This is a genomic window from Amycolatopsis alkalitolerans, assembly GCF_006152065.1.
Classification (GTDB): Bacteria; Actinomycetota; Actinomycetes; order Mycobacteriales; family Pseudonocardiaceae; genus Amycolatopsis_E; species Amycolatopsis_E alkalitolerans.
Genome location: NZ_VDFW01000023.1, coordinates 34,833 through 52,269 on the forward strand (window position 1 = coordinate 34,833; position 17,437 = coordinate 52,269).

Sequence of the window (17,437 nt, forward strand, 5' to 3'; positions counted from 1 at the left end):
CCGGTTGACGTGATTAATCCTACTCCTGGAATAATCCCGGTGTCGAGTGGTCAATCCTTGGCTCACCCGACTGGACCTGCCCAGGTCCACAAGCACCAGGCGCCTAGGCCGTTTGCGCAGGCCGGTGCCGGAAGAACGCACGGAGGTAAGACCCATGGCGGAATACCCGCGCCCCCTGGCTTACGACCCGGAGACGGCCGCAGCGCTGTTCGATGAGGGCCGGTGGGAGAAATCTTTCGCGAGCGAGCCCAATGGCGGCAACTGTGTCGAAGTCAACCTGGGCAGTAGCGGTCTGGTGGGCGTGCGCGACACGAAGTTGCAGGCCAGCCCGGTTTTCGTGTTCGACGTGGGCGAGTGGGACGCCTTCCTCGCCGGCGTGAAGGCGGGCCAGTTCGACCTCGCGTAACCAACGCGATTATTGACGTTCGTGTGTTATTGACCACAGTGGACCCAGAGTTCCCGGGCGCGAACCGGTGACCATGCCGGTGCCCGCTTCCGCTGGACACGGAAGCGGGCACCGTCCGGTCAGTTCGACGAACCCTACGGTTGCCGCGGACCGCCGCCCTGCTGGCCGCCGCCGGGGAAGCCGCCCCGCTGCGCCTGGCTACCGTCGGTGATGCTCATCGCCGTCGCCGAGCCGCCGGACACCTTCGCCACCACGGTCACGGTCGAACCAGTGGCCAGGTTGCTCGCCTTGTCCGTGGCCGAGTCGATCGCGTAGGTCTGCGTGTAGGAGTCGGCGCTCTTCACCGTGATCGACGTGGCGCTCAGCGCGGTGACCTGACCGGTCTGCATCCGCTCGGTGACGTAGCTGCCGTTCTGCTCCACGGTGAAGTCGCCGTGGAGCGCGTCTCGCAGGGCCTCCAGCCCGGCCATCGCGCCGCCGTTGAACATCACGCGGCCGCCGCCGGGGCCGCCGAAGCCCTGCTGCGCGCTGTTGCCGGCGCCGGAGGTGCCGGCGTAGATCGCGACCCCGCCGGCCGCGGCGATCACGACGGCGACGGCCACCGCGATCGCGGTCTTCTTGCCGGACCACTTCGGCGCGGGCGGCTGCGGGTCTCCCCAGGCCGGAGGAGCCTGCTGGGTGGTCGTCGGCTCGGTAGTCATCGTGTCCTCTCCCGAAGTTCGGCGCCCGGTTCACGGGCAAGCTCTCACGGCGGCCAGGTTCGGCACCCTTTCTGTGTGCGGCCTGTGTACGAGGTGGGCGCACGCTGTGCACCCGCGCGTTCACAGCGAACGCACAGATCGCGCACAGGCACGGCTCACACCGGCACCGCATGATGGGACCATGACCAGCATGAACGCGATGGCGTCCGGCCCCGCCAAGGCCGATCTGCGGCACGCGGACGGCTCGGCCGTACGCGTCCTCGTCGTCGACGACGAGGAGACGCTCGCCGAGCTGATGTCGATGGCGCTGCGCATGGAAGGCTGGGAGATCCGCAGCGCGGGCAACGGAACCGAGGCCGTCCGCACCGCGCGTGACTTCCGCCCGGACGCCGTCGTGCTCGACGTGATGCTGCCCGACCTCAGCGGTCTCGAGGTGCTGGCCAGGCTCCGTGCCGAGGCGCCGCACCTGCCGGTCCTGTTCCTCACCGCACGCGACGCCGTCGAGGACCGGATCGCCGGCCTGACCGCGGGTGGCGACGACTACGTGACCAAGCCGTTCAGCCTCGAGGAGGTCGTGCTCCGGCTGCGCGCGCTCCTGCGCCGCTCCCACGTCGTCGCGGCTCGCGAGGGGTCCCTGCTGGTCGTGGGCGAGCTGACGCTCGACGAGGACAGCCGCGAGGTGCATCGCGGGAGCGGGCCGATCTCGCTCACCGCGACCGAGTTCGAGTTGCTCCGCTTCCTCATGCGCAACCCCAAGCGGGTGCTGTCCAAGGCCCAGATCCTGGACCGCGTGTGGAGCTACGACTTCGGCGGGCAGGCGAACATCGTGGAGCTCTATATTTCGTACCTGCGGAAGAAAATCGACGCAGGCAGGGAGCCCATGATCCACACCATGCGCGGCGCGGGGTATGTCCTCAAGCCCGCAACCTAGGCGTCGGTTCGTCCCCTCCTCGCTGCGCGGAAAGCTGATCGCGCAGCTCATCGTGTTGCTCGCGGTCGTCTGCCTGGTGGTCGGCGTGGTCACCGAGGTCGCGCTGCGCAGCTTCCTCCTCCACCAGCTCGACGCCCGGCTCACCGCAGCGAGCGACCGGGGCACGCGGGGCCCGCCCCCGGGCACCCCGTCGTTCCCCACGGGGCCACGGCCGCCGGACTCGTTGCGCGTGCCCGGCCAGGGCATCGGAACCCTCGGCGTGCTGATCGAACGGGATGGCGTGGTCCGCGCGGGCGTGCTGCTCGGCGGGGTGCCGCCGAGCCCGGAGGACCCGTTCCCAAGTAAGCCGGTGCCCGAGGCTGAGCTCGACGAGCTGCTCAAGCTGCCGTCCAACGGCCATTTCCACAGTGTCTCCCTCGGCAACCTCGGTGAATATCGCGTCGTGTCGGTGCACACCCCCGCCGGCACGACGCTGATCACCGGCCTGCCGCTGGTCGACGTGACCGCGACGCTGTGGCAGCTCGGGCTGATCTTCGGCGGGGTCGCGCTGGGTGGGTTGCTGCTCGCCGGTGCCATCGGCGCGGCGACCGTGCGGCGGACGATGCGGCCGCTCGACCGGCTCGCGCACACCGCGTCGCAGGTGTCGGAGTTGCCGCTGGACCGCGGTGAAGTGGCCCTGCCGGTGCGGGTGCCCGACGCCGACACCGACCCGCGGACCGAGGTCGGCAAGGTCGGCGCGGCGTTCAACCGCATGCTCGGGCATGTCGCGGCGGCGCTCGCGGCGCGGCAGGCGAGCGAAAGCCGGGTGCGCCAGTTCGTCGCCGACGCGAGCCACGAACTGCGCACGCCGCTGGCCGCGATCCGCGGGTACGCGGAGCTGACCCGGCGAAGTGCGGACGAGGTGCCCGCGGAGATCGCGTTCGCGATGGGCCGCGTCGAGTCCGAGTCCGCGCGCATGACCACGCTCGTCGAGGAGCTCCTGCTGCTGGCACGCCTGGACTCCGGGCGGAACCGGGTGCACGCGCCGGTGGATCTGACCCGGCTGGTGGCCGACGCCGTCGCCGATGCGCATGCGGCAGGTCCGGACCACCGGTGGCTGCTGGACGTCCCGCCCGAACCGCTGCTCGTCGTCGGCGATTCGGATCAGCTGCACCAGGTCGTGCTCAACCTGTTGAACAACGCGCGTACGCACACCCCGCCCGGCACCACGGTCACCACCCGACTGTCCACTGAGGATGGACAGGTGGCGCTCACCGTCGCCGACAACGGTCCAGGAATTCCCGAAACCGTCCTGCCCGAGGTGTTCGAGCGGTTCGCCCGCGGTGACACGTCGCGTTCGCGCGAGGCGGGCAGCACCGGGCTCGGGCTGGCGATCGTGGCCGCCGTCGTCGCTGTGCACCAAGGAGAAGTGAGTGTCCGAAGTCAACCGGGACGAACGGAGTTCCGGGTTCGCTTCCCGGTGGTGATCATCGCCAAGGGTCGCCCATCGGTGCCGGGCTCACAGCGTCCGCACAGCTAGGCCACATGGTCGGCACAACGGCCGGGGCCACCGTTGTCGCCATGACCTCCGCAGACGCTTCTCCCGCAGCGGCGCGGGCCATTCCCCCGATAGTCACCACTTCTCCGGTGCTCGACGTGGTCATCCCCGTGTACAACGAGGAGATCGATCTCGCGCCATGTGTACACAGACTGCGTGCGTACCTCAGGGACGCCGTGCCCTACCGGTACCGCATCACGATCGCGGACAACGCGAGCACGGACGGCACGCTCGCTGTCGCCACTGGACTCGCCGGCGAGATCCCCGAGGTCGAGGTCGTCCACCTCGACGAGAAGGGTCGTGGACGCGCGCTGAAGGCCGTCTGGTCCGCCTCCGACGCGCAGGTGCTGGCCTATATGGATGTCGACTTGTCGACTGATCTTGCGGCGCTGCTGCCGCTCGTCGCGCCACTCATCTCCGGGCATTCCGATCTCGCGATCGGTTCGCGGCTCGCCCGCGGCGCGCGCGTGGTGCGCGGCCCCAAACGGGAGCTGATTTCCCGGTGCTACAACCTGATCCTGCGCGGCACGCTCGCCGCCAGGTTCTCCGACGCGCAGTGCGGGTTCAAGGCGATCCGCGCGGACGTCGCCAGGCAACTGCTGCCGCTCGTCGAGGACACCGGCTGGTTCTTCGACACCGAGCTGCTGGTGCTGGCCCAGCGCGCCGGCCTGCGCACGCACGAGGTGCCCGTCGACTGGATCGACGACCCGAACTCCTCGGTCAACATCCCAGCCACGGCCACCGCCGACCTGAAGGGCGTGGCCCGCATGATCCGCGCGTTCGCGAGGGGCGCACTCCCCGTCAGCGAGATCCGCGCCCAGCTCGGACGGGAGCCGATCGGCGTGTCCACACCCGGGGTACCACCGAGGCTCGCCACGCAGCTGGTGCGGTTCGCGGTGATCGGCGTCGGCAGCACGCTCGCCTACCTCGCGCTGTTCGTGCTGCTGCGGCTCGGAATGGGCGCGCAGGCGGCGAACCTCGTCGCGCTGCTGCTGACCGCGATCGCGAACACCTCGGCCAACCGCCGCTTCACCTTCGGTGTCCGGGGTGCCCGCGGCGCCGGGCGGCACCAGTTCGAGGGGCTGATCGTGTTCGGCCTCGGGCTGGCGCTCACGAGCGGTTCGCTCGCACTGCTGCACGCCGGCGGGGAACCGGGCAGGTTCGCCGAGCTGGCCGTGCTGGTGCTGGCCAATCTGGCTGCCACGGTGCTGCGTTTCCTGCTCTTCCGCAACTGGGTCTTCCGTAAAAACCGATAGGAGAATCTCGCCGATGACGACCGCGTCCGCCGCTCCGCGCCACGCCGTGGGGTCCGGCCCCGTCGCAGCCACGCGCGCCCCCGACCGGCCACGGTGGGTCCGGCCGTCGGTGGCCGTGCTGCTGCTTGCGACGGCCGGGCTGTACCTGTGGAACCTCGGCGCTTCCGGCTACGCCAACGACTTCTACGCGATGGCCGTCCAGGCCGGCACCAAGAGCTGGGAGGCGCTCTTCTTCGGGTCGCTCGACCCGGGCAATGTGATCACCGTCGACAAGCCTCCCGCCTCGATCTGGCTGATGGCACTGTCCGGCCGCGTCTTCGGCTTCTCCAGCTGGAGCATGCTCGTGCCGAACGCCCTGTGCGGCGTCGGTTCCGTCGGGCTGCTCTACCTTGCCGTGCGGCGCACCAACGGCCCGGCCGCCGGGCTGCTTGCCGGTTCGGTGCTCGCGCTCACCCCCGTCGCGGCCATGATGTTCAGGTTCAACAACCCGGACGCGCTGCTGGTCCTGCTCATGACGCTCGGGGCCTGGTGCACCGTCCGCGCGCTGGAAAAGGCGAGCACCCGGTGGCTGGTGCTCGCCGGGGTCGCGATCGGGTTCGGTTTCATCGCCAAGATGCTGCAGGCGTTCGTGGTGCTGCCCGTGTTCGCGCTGGTGTACCTGGTGGCCGCGCCGACCACGCTCCGCAACCGGATCCTGCAGGTGCTCGCCGCGGGGCTCGCCGTCGTGGTGTCCGCGGGCTGGTACGTCGCGGTCGTCGCGCTGTGGCCCGCATCGAGCCGGCCGTACATCGGCGGTTCGACCAACAACAGCGCGCTCGAACTCGCCCTGGGCTACAACGGCCTCGGCCGGATCTTCGGCGGGGACGGGAACCCCGGGGGCAGCGGCGGTCCCGGCGGCGCCGGAGGTGTCGGCGGCGGCGGGTTCGGCGGTGCGACCGGCATCACCCGCATGTTCGGTGCGTCGTTCGGCTCGGAGATCTCGTGGCTGCTGCCGGCTGCGCTGATCGCGCTCGTCGCCGGGCTGTGGTTCACCCGGTTCTTCCCGCGCACGAACCCCACCCGCGGCGGCCTGCTGCTGTGGGGCGGCTGGACCGTCGTCACCGTGCTGGTGTTCAGCTACATGAGCGGCATCATCCACCCCTACTACACGGTGGCGCTCGCGCCGGGCATCGCCGGCCTGATCGGCATCGGCGCGCTCGAACTGTGGCGCGGCCGGCACAACTTCCCCGCCCGCATCGCGCTCGCCCTGATGCTCGCGGCGACCGGCATCTGGGACTTCATCCTGCTCGACCGGGTGCCCTCGTGGCAGCCGTGGCTGCGGTACACGATGCTCGTCCTGACCGCGATCGTCGTCGCGGGCCTGCTGTTCGGCGTCGACCGGGTGCGCCGCGCGGGCGTGGTGCTCGGAGTCAGCGCGCTGATCACCGGCATGCTCGGCACCACCGCGTACGCCGTGGTCACCGCGGCGACACCGCACACCGGAGCCATCCCGGCGTCCGGGCCCGCAACCGCCAGCAGGAGCGGGTTCGGCGGTGGGATGGGCGGCGGGCCCGGTGAGGGCAGTCAGACCAACAGCCAGGTGATCGCGATGCTGAAGGCCACCACCACGAAATGGGCCGCCGCGGCCGACGGCTCCCAGTCCGCCGCGGGTCTCGCGCTCAACTCCGGCAAGGCCGTCATCGCGATCGGCGGCTTCAACGGCGGGGACCCGGCGCCCACGCTCGCACAGTTCAAGCAGTACGTCGCCACCGGGGAGATCACGTACTACGTCTCCGGTGGCGGCATGGGAGGTATGGGCGGCCGGGGCGGCAGTTCGATCACGACCTGGGTCGAGCAGAACTTCCACTCCACCACGGTCGGCACCACCACCGTGTACGACCTGACGAAACCCCTGTCCTCGTCTTGACCTACACTGGGCAACGGACCCCCGCGGCGTCCATCCTGTGAACCTCCCCAGGGCCGGAAGGCAGCAAGGATAAGCAGGCTCTGACGGGTGCGGGGGTCCCCTGTTCGGTGGCTTTCTGCCACCATCCCTCTTGCCGCACCCTTCATTGTTTCCGGTGGCCGAGCCCCCGGACCCCACGGTGCGGGCTTCTTGCGTTGGCGGGCGTGGTTGCGTGTTGGTTGGACCAGCGCGAGTCCGGCTTTCGCCGCGGGTGAGTTGGGGTTCGGGGTTGGCGAGTTAGGGGTTCGTTGGGTGTCGGTGCGGGGCGGTAGTCTCGCGACGTGGCTTTGGCTCTTTATCGGAAGTACCGGCCGGCGACCTTTGCCGAGGTCGTCGGCCAGGAGCATGTCACCGAGCCGTTGCGCACCGCGCTCGCCGCGGGGCGGATCAATCACGCGTACCTGTTCTCGGGGCCGCGAGGCTGCGGGAAGACGTCCAGCGCGCGGATCATGGCGCGGTCGCTCAACTGCGTCGAGGGGCCCACGCCGGACCCGTGCGGCAAATGCGATTCGTGCCGGGCGCTGGCGCCGGAGGGATCCGGCAGCATCGACGTCACCGAACTCGACGCGGCCAGCCACGGCGGCGTGGACGACGCGCGTGAGTTACGCGACCGGGCCTTCTACGCGCCCGCCGAATCACGCTACCGCGTGTTCATCATCGACGAGGCGCACATGGTCACCACGCAGGGTTTCAACGCCCTGCTCAAGATCGTGGAAGAGCCGCCGGAACACCTGATCTTCATCTTCGCCACCACCGAACCCGACAAGGTGCTGCCGACAATCCGCTCGCGCACCCACCACTACCCGTTCCGGCTCATCCCGCCGAGTTCGATGCGCGAACTGCTGGAGCGCAACGTCGCCGCCGAAGGCGTCGATGTCGAGCCGGCGGTGTATCCGCTGGTGATCCGCGCCGGCGGCGGTTCCGCGCGCGACACGCAGTCGGTACTCGACCAGTTGCTCGCGGGCGCCGGGCCCGAGGGCGTGACGTACCAGCGCGCGGTATCCCTGCTCGGCGTCACGGACGTCGCGCTGATCGACGACCTGATCGACGGGCTGGCGGCGGAGGACTCGGCGGCGGTGTTCGGCACGGTCGAACGGCTCGCCGAAGCCGGCCACGATCCGCGGCGGTTCGCCTCGGACCTCCTGGACCGGCTGCGTGACCTCGTGCTCGTCCGCTCGGTGCCCGACGCGGCGGCGCGAGGGCTGGTCACCGCGCCCGAGGACGAGGTCACCCGGATGACCGCCCAGGTCGAGCGCATCGGGCTCGGCACGCTGACCCGTTACGCCGAGATAGTCCATAATGGACTGCTCGAGATGCGCGGTGCGACGGCGCCGAGGCTGTTGCTGGAGCTGCTCTGCGCACGGATGCTCCTGCCGTCCGTTTCGGACGGTGAAGCGGCCTTGCTGCAACGCCTGGAACGCCTCGAACGAGGTGGCGTGACAGCTGCCGCGCCGGCCCTTGCCCCCGAACGGTCCTTTCAGCGGCCGTCGCAACGCGCGCCAGAAGCGGCGCGCCCACCCGAGCCGGCCCCGCGTCCCGCAGCCGAACCCGCGCCGCGTCCGGTCGCCGAACCCAGCTCCCCGGTAGCGGAACCCGTTGCGGTGCAAGCGGAACCGGTGTCCGACGGCTTCGATGCGGCGGAGATCCGCCGCGTCTGGCCGGATCTGCTCGCCGCGATCCGCAAGACGAGCCGCAGCACCGAGGCGATGCTCACGCACGCCACCGTGCAGAGCGTCGAAGGTTCGACGGTCGTGCTCTCGCACACCGCGGAACCGTTGGCGCGCAGGCTTTCCGAGCCGCGCAACGCCGATTCCGTCGCTTCCGCGCTGCACGAGGTGCTGGGCGGGACGTGGCAGGTCCGGTGCGTGCACGGCGGAAGCGGTGGCGGCGGCTCGCCGCGGCCGAGCGGTCCGAGCCCGCGGCCGCAGCCGGGCCCGCCGCAGCGGGAGGCGCCGCAACAGCAGCAGCGCACCTTCCAGCGCCCGACCCAGCAGGCCCAGCCGGCCCCGCAGGTCAAGCCCCGGCCGGCCGAACCGGATATCCCACTCCCGCCGGAGCCGGACGAGGACGAAGCCGAGATCCTCGCCGAAGATTCGGTGATGGCAGGCTCGGCCCCGGCCCCCGTGATCGACCCGGACGAAGCCGCCCACCAACTTCTCTCCGAGCATCTCGGTGCTCGCCGCCTCGACTAGCCGTTCAGGTAGTGGAGGATCGCCGCCACGATCGCGTCGGCGTAGTGCTGGCGGCCCGCTGCTGAAGACATCGCCGCGGCCTCGGCCGGGTTGCGCATGTTGCCGCATTCGACCAGGGCCGCCGGGCGGGTCGAGAGATTCAGGCCCGCCAGATCGCGCCTCGGGTAGATGCCGTTGGCGCCCAGGTAGTTCGACGTGGGAAAGCCCGCGCCGCCGAATGCGTCGCGGAGGTCGTCTGCCAGCGCGATCGACGGGGTGCGCTGCGCGGCGTTCAGCGGCGGGCTCGAATACGACACGTGGAAGCCCCGGGCCCCCGGGGAGTCCGACCCGTCCGCGTGGATCGACACCACGGCGGCGGCGCCGGCCTCGTTTCCGATGGCCGCGCGCCTGTCCACGCACGGACCGACGCCCGTGTCGCTGTCCCGCGTGTAGACGACCCGCACGCCTTGCGCGGCCAGCGCGGCTCCGACGCGCTGCGCGACGTCCCAGGTGAACGCGTGCTCGGCGTAGCCCGCGCTGGTCGAGGTCCCGGTGGTGTTACACGGCTTGGTCGCGCCACGCCCGGCCGGGACTTGCTTGTTGATCTCGGCGGGATGGCTCGCGTTCCCGCCGTTGTGCCCAGGATCGAGCACGACCACCGCCTTCGCCTGACGCGACGTGGCCGGGGGTTTGGCGGCGACCGTCGACGGGGTGGTGGTCGGCGGCGCCTGGGACGGGGAAACCGACACCGACCGCGTCGCCGGATCCGGGGCGGGCGCGGCGGCGCCGCCCGAACATGCCGCGAGCAGCAGCAAGCCCGCGAGCGCTCCCGCACCAAGACCCCTTCGCACGGCGAACACGGTGTCACACCCGCCGCGCCTGAGCCACACCAGCCGGTTCGCGCGGCTAGGCTGGTGGCACGTGCAGGCCCCTCGAAGATGGGAAACCCGAACCATGGTTCAACCCGGCGGTGGAATGCCCGACATGCAGGCGATCCTCCAGCAGGCGCAGCAGATGCAGCAGCAGCTCGTCGCCGCGCAGGAGGAGCTCGCGCGCACCGAGGTCACCGGCAGCGCGGGGGGCGGGCTCGTCACCGCGACCGTCTCCGGCGGCATGGAGCTCAAAAGCCTCAAGATCGACCCGAAGGTCGTCGACCCCGAGGACACCGAGACGCTGGCCGACCTGATCGTCGCCGCGGTGCGGGACGCCACCAAGAACGCCCAGAAGCTCACCGAAGAGAAGCTCGGCCCGGTAGCCGGCGCAATCGGCGGCGGCATGCCCGACCTGGGCAACCTCGGTCTGCCCGGGCTCGGCTAGAAGGCGCGTCCGTTGTACGAAGGGGTAGTCCAGGATCTGATCGACGAGCTGGGCCACCTGCCTGGCATCGGTCCGAAAAGCGCGCAGCGGATCGCGTTCCATCTGCTGGCCACGGATCCCGCCGATATCGCGCGGCTGCAGGACGTGCTCGGCAAGGTCCGCGAGGGCGTGCAGTTCTGCGAGATCTGCGGCAACGTCTCCGAGCAGCAGCAGTGCCGCATCTGCCGCGACGCGCGCCGCGACACGTCGCAGATCTGTGTGGTCGAGGAACCGAAGGACGTCCTCGCCGTCGAGCGGACCCGCGAGTTCAAGGGCCGCTACCACGTGCTCGGCGGCGCGCTCGACCCGCTGTCCGGGGTCGGCCCGGACCAGCTCCGCATCCGCGAGCTGCTGACCCGGATCGGCGGGGAGGAGGTCACCGAGGTGATCATCGCGACCGATCCGAACACCGAGGGCGAGGCCACCGCCACGTACCTCGTCCGCATGCTGCGCGACTTCCCGGGTCTCACCGTCACGCGCCTCGCCTCCGGCCTGCCCATGGGCGGAGACCTGGAGTTCGCCGACGAGCTGACCCTCGGCCGTGCCCTATCCGGCCGCCGGGCTCTCTGAGCTCGCCGCGGCGGTGCTCGCCGCGCCGCCCCGGCTCGGGCAGGTGCGGCTGGTCGCGGTCGACGGTCCGTCCGGGGCCGGCAAGTCCACCTTCGCCGCGAAGCTGAGCGCCGCACTCGGGTCCGCGACGATCATCAGCACGGACTCCTTCGCCACCTGGGCAGACCCCGTCGGGTGGTGGCCGCGCCTGGCCGAGGGCGTGCTCGAACCGCTCGCCCGCGGCGAGCCGGGCCACTACGTCAAGCTGGACTGGACCAGCGGAACTCCCGAACCTGGCGAACACGTCACCGTCCCGCCACCGGAAATCCTGATCCTGGAAGGGGTATCGGCTGGCCGGGCATCGGTGCGGCCACTGCTCTCGGCACTGGTCGTGCTCGATGGTCCGGGCCCTGCCGAGCGTCTCGAACGGGCTGTGCGGCGAGACGGCGAGGCCGCCCGTCCGCATCTGGAGAGGTGGCAGGAGTTCGAACGCGGCTGGTTCGCCATCGACAACGCCCTTAACCCATTCGGGGGAGAGCGAGTGGGCAAACGGGCGGGATCGTTGACGCAACGCGACGACATAGCCCCAGGGTGCGACAGCTTCACCCTTTACGTAGCGCGATCGTAACCTCGCATGGTTAGCAAACCGCCCGGATCCGGTTAGGGTCGTCGATCACAAACTGGAACGTTCTCCTAGGAGTTCACATGCTCCCTCAGCGGGTGGCTCGTCTGCGCCGACTCGCCCTGATCGGGCTTACCGGCGCGCTCGCCTTGGCCATGTCGGCCTGCGCCTCCGAACGCGGTTCGGGCGGTGGCGCGAACGACACCTTCGTCTTCGGGGCCGCGGGCGCGCCGAAGAACTTCGACCCCATCTTCAACGACGACGGGGAGAGCTTCCGTCCGGCGCGCCAGATGTTCGACACGCTGGTGACCTACAAGCCCGGCACCACCCAGCTGGTGGGCGACCTGGCGACCGCGTGGACGCCGAGCAACGACGCCAGGACCTGGACCTTCACCCTTCGCCAGGGCGTCAAGTTCCACGACGGCACCCCCTTCAACGCCGCCGCGGTCTGCTTCAACTTCGACCGCTGGTACAACATGAAGGGCGCCGCCGCGCAGAGTCAGATGATCTACTACGGCGACGTGTTCGAAGGCTTCGCGCACAACGAGGGTGACGCCACCGGCAGCCCCGTCTACAAGTCCTGCGAGGCCAAGGACGACTACACCGCCGTCCTCAACCTGAACAAGGCGAAGGGCGCGTTCCCGGACGCCTTCGGGTTGACCTCGCTGTCGATCTCCAGCCCGGACGCGCTGAAGAAGTACGACGCCGACGCCGTGACGCAGAGCGGCGACTCGTTCACCTACCCCGCGTACGCGAACGAGCACCCCACCGGCACCGGCCCGTACAAGTTCGAAAGCTACGACAAGACGAACAAGACGATCACCCTCGTCCGCAACGACGACTACTGGGGTGAGAAGGCCAAGACCTCGAAGCTCATCTTCAAGATCATCGAGGACGAGAACGCCCGCAAGCAGGAGCTGGCCGCCGGCACCATCGACGGCTACGACTTCCCGAACCCGGCCGACTACGCCTCGCTCAAGGCCGCCGGCGACCAGGTGCTGATCCGCCCCGCGTTCAACATCCTGTACCTGGGCATCAACCAGAAGAACAACCCGAAGCTGCAGGACGTGCGCGTCCGCAAGGCGATCGAATACGCGATCAACAAGGACCAGCTGGCGAAGAACAAGCTGCCTAGCGGCGCCTACGCGCAGACGCAGTTCCTGCCGAACAACGTGCCCGGCTACACCGACGCGGTGGAGAAGCACAGCTACGACCCGAACCAGGCCAGGGCGCTGCTGCAGCAGGCCGGGGCGACCGGGCTGACGCTGAACTTCTACGTGCCCACCGAGGTCACCCGCCCGTACATGCCGAACCCGGTGGACATCGGCGGCGCGATCGCGGACGACCTCAAGGCCGTCGGCATCAACGTCAACATCGTCCAGGAGCCATGGAACGGCGGCTACAAGGACGACGTGCAGAAGGCCGGTAAGCAGGACCTGCACCTGCTCGGCTGGACCGGCGACTACGCGGACGCGGGTAACTTCATCGGCACGTTCTTCGGCCGGCAGAAGGCGGAGTTCGGGTTCAACAACCCGCAGATCTTCTCCGCACTGTCCAATGCGGACGCCCAGACGACGCCGGAGGCCAAGAAGACCGCCTACGAGCAGGCGAGCGTGCTGATCTCGCAGTACGTGCCCGCGGTGCCGCTGACCTCGTCGCCGCCGGCGATCGTGGTCAAGAACAACATCCACAACCTCATTCCGACCCCGCTGACCGACGAGCGTTTCTACACGGTCACGAAGGGCTGACAGAGCTTCTCGCGGAAGGTACCCCGCCACGGCGATCCCGGGCGGGGTACCTTTCCGCAGAAGGAATCCGTTAGGGCACGAACCATATGCTGAGATTCATCCTTCGCCGGCTGCTGCAGGCGGTGCCTACCCTTCTCGTGCTCTCCATCCTGGTGTTCGCCTGGCTGCGGCTGCTGCCCGGCGGACCGGCGGGCGCGCTGCTCGGGGACAAGGCGACACCGCAGAAGCTGGCCGATCTCAACCATCTGCTGGGGCTGGACCAGCCGATCTACATCCAGTACTTCAAGTTCCTCGGCCGGGTCCTCACCGGCGACTTCGGCAGCTCGCTGATCAGCGGTGACTCCGTCCTGGCCGAGATCGGCCGCGCGTTCCCGGCGACGGTCGAACTGTCGCTGTTCGCGCTCGTGCTGGCGATCGCGTTCGGGATCCCGCTCGGCTATGTGGCCGCCCGCTTCCGCGGCCGACTGATCGACAACGCGACCGTGCTCACCACGCTGATCGGGGTCGCGGTCCCGGTGTTCTTCTTCGGCGTGCTGCTGAAGTACGTCTTCGCGCAGAAACTCGGGATCCTGCCGCCGTCCGGGCGCCAGGACGTGACGATCGACGCCACGCACGTCACCGGGTTCTTCGTCCTCGACGGTCTGCTGACCGGTGAGTTCGACGCCGCGTGGGACGCGATCAAGCACCTGATCCTGCCCGCGATCGCACTGGCCAGCATCCCGTTCGCGGTGATCGTGCGGATCACCAGGGCTTCCGTACTGGACGTCCAGCAGGAGGATTTCGTGCGTACCGCGGAGTCCAAGGGCCTGACCACGCCGGTGATCCGCCGCCGGCACATCCTGCGCAACGCGCTGCTGCCGGTGTCGACGACGATCGGCCTGCAGACCGGCCTGTTGCTGGCCGGCGCGGTGCTGACGGAGAAGGTGTTCAACATCCCCGGTCTCGGTTACATGCTCGCGCAGGGCATCGAGCGGCGTGACTACCCGCGGCTGCAGGCCTTGCTGCTGCTGGCCGCGTTCGTGTACGTGCTGGTCAACCTGCTGGTGGACGTCTCGTACGCGATCATCGACCCGAGGGTGCGGGTGCGATGACCACGAACCTGTTGAGGCGCAAGAAGGACCGCATCGACGACCTCGCCTCGGGCGGGACGAGCCTCGCGGCGGACGCGTTCAAGCGGATGTCGCGCAGCCCGATCGCCATCATCGGCGCGGTGATCACGGCGTTGTTCGTGCTGCTGGCGATCCTGTCGCCGTTCCTGGCACCGAAGAACCCGCACATCCCGTACGACGCGCTGAAGAACCACCTGCGGCCGGACTCCATCCCCGGCCCGATGCCGGGATTCCTCCTCGGCAGCGACCAGAACGGCTACGACTTCTTTTCGCGCCTGCTCGTCGGCTCGCAGCAGACCCTCATCGTGGGCGTCGTCGCGACGCTGATCGGGGTGTGCGTCGGCATGCTCATCGGTGGCGTCGCCGGCGCGTTCGGCGGCTGGGTGGACACGCTGCTCATGCGGTTCACCGACATCCTGCTCGCGATTCCCTCGCTGCTGCTGGCGATCTCGATCGCGGCGCTGTTCTCTCACGGTACACAGTGGACGGTCATCATCGCGGTCGCCGTGGTCAGCGTGCCGATCTTCGCCCGGCTCCTGCGGGGCGCGATGCTCGCGCAGCGGTCGAGCGACCACGTGCTCGCCGCGACGGCGCTGGGCGTGCGGCGGGGCACGATCGTGTTCCGGCATATGCTGCCGAACTCGGTCGGGCCGGTCATCGTGCAGGCGACGCTGACGCTGGCGACTTCGATCATCGACGCGGCGGCGCTGTCCTTCCTCGGCCTCGGCGATTCGGACTGGACCCGCGCCGAATGGGGCCTGATGCTGGGCAAGTCGCAGGACTACCTGGACGTGAAACCGGAACTCGCGTTCTACCCGGCGATCGCGATCATCGTCGTGGCGCTGGGCTTCACGCTGCTCGGTGAGTCGCTGCGCGAGGCGCTCGACCCGAAGAACAGGCGGTAGTAGTGGCACTGCTGGAGATCCGGGACCTCTCGGTCACCTTCAAACGCAAGGGAGTGCGCCCGTTCACCGCGGTGGACGGGGTCGGTTTCGAGGTCGAGCCCGGACGTACGGTCGGCCTGGTCGGTGAGTCGGGCAGTGGCAAGTCGGTGACCGCGCTGGCGATCATGGGCCTGCTGCCCAAACGCGGGGCCGAGGTGAAAGGTTCGGTCCGCTTCGAGGGCACCGAACTGCTGACGCTGTCGGACAGGCAGTTGCGTGACAAGCGCGGCCGCGATCTGGGCATGGTGTTCCAGGATCCGCTGTCCTCGCTGAACCCGGTTATCCCGATCGGCCTCCAGATCACGGAGGTGCTCGAGCGGCACCGCGGGATGCGCCGCAGGCAGGCGAGCCTGGCGGCGAAGGACCTGCTCGATCGGGTCGGCATCCCGGACCCGGCGCGGCGGCTTTCCGAGTACCCGCACCAGCTTTCCGGCGGGATGCGCCAGCGCGCGCTGATCGCGATCGCGCTCGCGTGCAAGCCCCGGCTGCTCATCGCGGACGAACCGACCACTGCGCTCGACGTGACGATCCAGGCGCAGATCCTCGCGCTGCTCTCGGAACTCGTGCGCGACACCGGCACCGCGCTGATCATGATCACGCACGACCTCGGGGTCGTCGCGGGGCTGTGCGACGAGGTCAACGTCATGTACGGCGGGCGCGTGGTGGAACGGGCCGAGCGGCATGCGCTGTTCGCGACGGCACGGCATCCGTACACGCACGGCCTGCTCGAGTCGATCCCGCGGCTGGACGCGCCGCGGGGCGAGAAACTGGTGCCGATCAAGGGTTCCGTGGCCGACAACATCCCGTGGGACCACGGGTGCGCCTTCGCGCCCCGGTGCCCGAACGCGCTGGACCGCTGCCGCGAGGTGACCCCGGAACTGGTGCCGGACAACGGCGGGATGCTCCGGTGCCACAACCCGGTAGGCGCGATGCAGGGGGTGCGCGCATGAACGGTTGTGCCGTGAGGGACCCCCTCATGCCCATATATGCCGTGAGGGGGTCCCTCACGGCATGCAAGCAGAGGGTGGGGGTGCTGCATGAGTGAGCCGCTGGTGCGGGTGGAAGGCATCGAGGTGCACTTCCCCATCAAGCGCGGGGTGGTGCTGGACCGGACGGTCGGCTACGTGTACGCGGTCGACGGGGTGGACCTGGAGATCCGGCGTGGCGAGACCTACGGCCTCGTGGGCGAATCGGGCTGCGGCAAGACCACGCTGGGCCGCGGCCTGCTCCGGCTGGTCGAGCCGACCGGCGGCCGGGTCGTGTTCGACGGGACCGACCTGTCGAAGCTGAAGGGCGAAGCGCTGCGCAAGATGCGGCGGCGGATGCAGATGGTCTTCCAGGACCCGCTCTCCAGCCTCGACCCGCGGCAGTCGGTCGAGTCGATCCTCGTCGAGGGCATGCGCGCGCACGGCCTGGACAAGGGACGGGAGAGCACCCGCAAACGCTTGCGGGAACTGCTGTCCGCCGTCGGCCTGCCGGAGGACTCGCTGCGGAAGTACCCGCACGAGTTCTCGGGCGGGCAGCGCCAGCGCATCGGCATCGCGCGGGCGCTCGCCGTGGAGCCGGACCTGATCGTCGCCGACGAACCGGTGTCCGCGCTCGACGTGTCCGTGCAGGCCCAGGTGATCAACCTGCTCGAAGAGTTGCAGGACACGCTCGGCCTGACGTACCTGGTGATCGCGCACGACCTCGCCGTGGTGCGGCATATCTCCGACCGGATCGGCGTGATGTACCTGGGCTCGCTGGTCGAGGAGACCGACTCCGAAACCCTCTACGCCGAGCCGCTGCACCCGTACACGAGGGCGCTGCTCTCGGCGATCCCGGTGCCGGACCCGCAGGTCGAAGACACCCGCGAGCAGCTCCTCCTCGCCGGGGACCTGCCTTCGCCGGCGGCGCCGCCTTCGGGCTGCCGGTTTCATACGCGCTGCCCGTGGCGGCAGGAGACCCGGTGCGACACCGAGCGCCCGGAACTGCGGCAGATCGGCGCCGGGCACCGGGTGGCCTGCCACTGGGCGGAGGAGATCCAGGCCGGGCGGATCACCCCGCACGAGGTGCGGGCGGAACTGGTCGAAGTCGAGGCGGCGAGCGGGCCCGCGGTGCCGCACGCCGCGTCGGTCACGGAGATGCTCGAGCCGTGACGCGGGTACCCTGGCGATCCGAGC

Annotated in this window: 16 protein-coding genes and 1 other RNA gene; 15 read left to right on the forward strand and 2 right to left on the reverse strand. The window is 69.6% G+C overall.

Annotated elements, in window-relative coordinates; translation table 11 throughout:
* Nucleotides 1-154 precede the first annotated feature (154 nt).
* Nucleotides 155-406, forward strand: coding sequence for a DUF397 domain-containing protein (locus FG385_RS23535; protein WP_139098952.1), 252 nt, complete (start codon nucleotides 155-157; stop codon nucleotides 404-406).
* Nucleotides 407-540: 134 nt separating this feature from the next.
* Here the strand turns inward: FG385_RS23535 and FG385_RS23540 are convergent, their stop codons facing one another.
* Entirely contained in the window at nucleotides 541-1,107 is a 567-nt protein-coding gene (locus FG385_RS23540; RefSeq protein WP_139098953.1) for a hypothetical protein, read from the reverse strand.
* A gap of 181 nt (nucleotides 1,108-1,288) precedes the next feature.
* Between FG385_RS23540 and FG385_RS23545 the strand changes: the two genes are divergently transcribed.
* The 6 genes from FG385_RS23545 (at nucleotide 1,289) to FG385_RS23570 (ending at nucleotide 8,968) form a co-directional block, all read left to right on the forward strand.
* Nucleotides 1,289-2,038, forward strand: coding sequence for a response regulator transcription factor (locus FG385_RS23545; RefSeq protein WP_139098954.1), 750 nt, complete (start codon nucleotides 1,289-1,291; stop codon nucleotides 2,036-2,038).
* A complete protein-coding gene (locus FG385_RS23550; protein ID WP_139098955.1) occupies nucleotides 2,016-3,557 on the forward strand; it encodes a HAMP domain-containing sensor histidine kinase in 1,542 nt (513 codons plus the stop codon). Before FG385_RS23545 ends, FG385_RS23550 begins: the two co-directional genes overlap by 23 nt.
* Nucleotides 3,558-3,598: 41 nt before the next feature.
* Nucleotides 3,599-4,831 carry a bifunctional glycosyltransferase family 2/GtrA family protein gene (locus FG385_RS23555; RefSeq protein WP_139098956.1) on the forward strand — a complete coding sequence of 411 codons (1,233 nt, stop codon included), beginning with the start codon at nucleotides 3,599-3,601 and terminating at the stop codon, nucleotides 4,829-4,831.
* Nucleotides 4,832-4,844: 13 nt separating this feature from the next.
* Complete coding sequence (locus FG385_RS23560; RefSeq protein ID WP_139098957.1) at nucleotides 4,845-6,737, forward strand: ArnT family glycosyltransferase; 1,893 nt, start codon at nucleotides 4,845-4,847, stop codon at nucleotides 6,735-6,737.
* Between the two features lie 12 nt (nucleotides 6,738-6,749).
* Nucleotides 6,750-6,842: signal recognition particle sRNA small type (gene ffs / locus FG385_RS23565), an RNA gene on the forward strand.
* A 215-nt stretch (nucleotides 6,843-7,057) separates the two neighbouring features.
* A complete protein-coding gene (locus FG385_RS23570; RefSeq protein ID WP_139098958.1) occupies nucleotides 7,058-8,968 on the forward strand; it encodes a DNA polymerase III subunit gamma and tau in 1,911 nt (636 codons plus the stop codon).
* On the opposite strand, the gene FG385_RS23575 is transcribed toward FG385_RS23570, so the two are convergent.
* A complete protein-coding gene (locus FG385_RS23575; protein WP_235022754.1) occupies nucleotides 8,965-9,807 on the reverse strand; it encodes an N-acetylmuramoyl-L-alanine amidase in 843 nt (280 codons plus the stop codon). The genes FG385_RS23570 and FG385_RS23575 overlap by 4 nt on opposite strands.
* 94 nt (nucleotides 9,808-9,901) lie before the next feature.
* On the opposite strand from FG385_RS23575, the gene FG385_RS23580 reads away from it, so the two are divergent.
* The 8 genes from FG385_RS23580 to FG385_RS23615 all read left to right on the forward strand — a co-directional run bounded on the left by FG385_RS23580 (nucleotide 9,902) and on the right by FG385_RS23615 (nucleotide 17,413).
* Nucleotides 9,902-10,264: a YbaB/EbfC family nucleoid-associated protein gene (locus FG385_RS23580; RefSeq protein WP_139098960.1), complete on the forward strand. Its 363-nt coding sequence runs from the start codon at nucleotides 9,902-9,904 to the stop codon at nucleotides 10,262-10,264.
* A 12-nt stretch (nucleotides 10,265-10,276) separates the two neighbouring features.
* The gene (gene recR, locus FG385_RS23585; RefSeq protein ID WP_139098961.1) at nucleotides 10,277-10,873 is read left to right on the forward strand and encodes a recombination mediator RecR; all 597 of its coding nucleotides are present in this window, start codon (nucleotides 10,277-10,279) and stop codon (nucleotides 10,871-10,873) included.
* Complete coding sequence (locus tag FG385_RS23590) at nucleotides 10,845-11,480, forward strand: uridine kinase family protein (RefSeq protein ID WP_235022755.1); 636 nt, start codon at nucleotides 10,845-10,847, stop codon at nucleotides 11,478-11,480. The genes recR and FG385_RS23590 overlap by 29 nt, the downstream gene beginning before the upstream one ends.
* Nucleotides 11,481-11,557: 77 nt before the next feature.
* The gene (locus FG385_RS23595) at nucleotides 11,558-13,222 is read left to right on the forward strand and encodes an ABC transporter substrate-binding protein (RefSeq protein WP_200834623.1); all 1,665 of its coding nucleotides are present in this window, start codon (nucleotides 11,558-11,560) and stop codon (nucleotides 13,220-13,222) included.
* Nucleotides 13,223-13,308: 86 nt separating this feature from the next.
* A complete protein-coding gene (locus FG385_RS23600) occupies nucleotides 13,309-14,313 on the forward strand; it encodes an ABC transporter permease (RefSeq protein ID WP_139098962.1) in 1,005 nt (334 codons plus the stop codon).
* Complete coding sequence (locus tag FG385_RS23605) at nucleotides 14,310-15,236, forward strand: ABC transporter permease (RefSeq protein ID WP_139098963.1); 927 nt, start codon at nucleotides 14,310-14,312, stop codon at nucleotides 15,234-15,236. Before FG385_RS23600 ends, FG385_RS23605 begins: the two co-directional genes overlap by 4 nt.
* A 2-nt stretch (nucleotides 15,237-15,238) precedes the next feature.
* Nucleotides 15,239-16,225, forward strand: a complete 987-nt coding sequence (locus tag FG385_RS23610; protein ID WP_139098964.1) for an ABC transporter ATP-binding protein — start codon at nucleotides 15,239-15,241, stop codon at nucleotides 16,223-16,225.
* Between the two features lie 87 nt (nucleotides 16,226-16,312).
* Complete coding sequence (locus FG385_RS23615) at nucleotides 16,313-17,413, forward strand: ABC transporter ATP-binding protein (protein ID WP_139098965.1); 1,101 nt, start codon at nucleotides 16,313-16,315, stop codon at nucleotides 17,411-17,413.
* Nucleotides 17,414-17,437 lie beyond the last annotated feature (24 nt).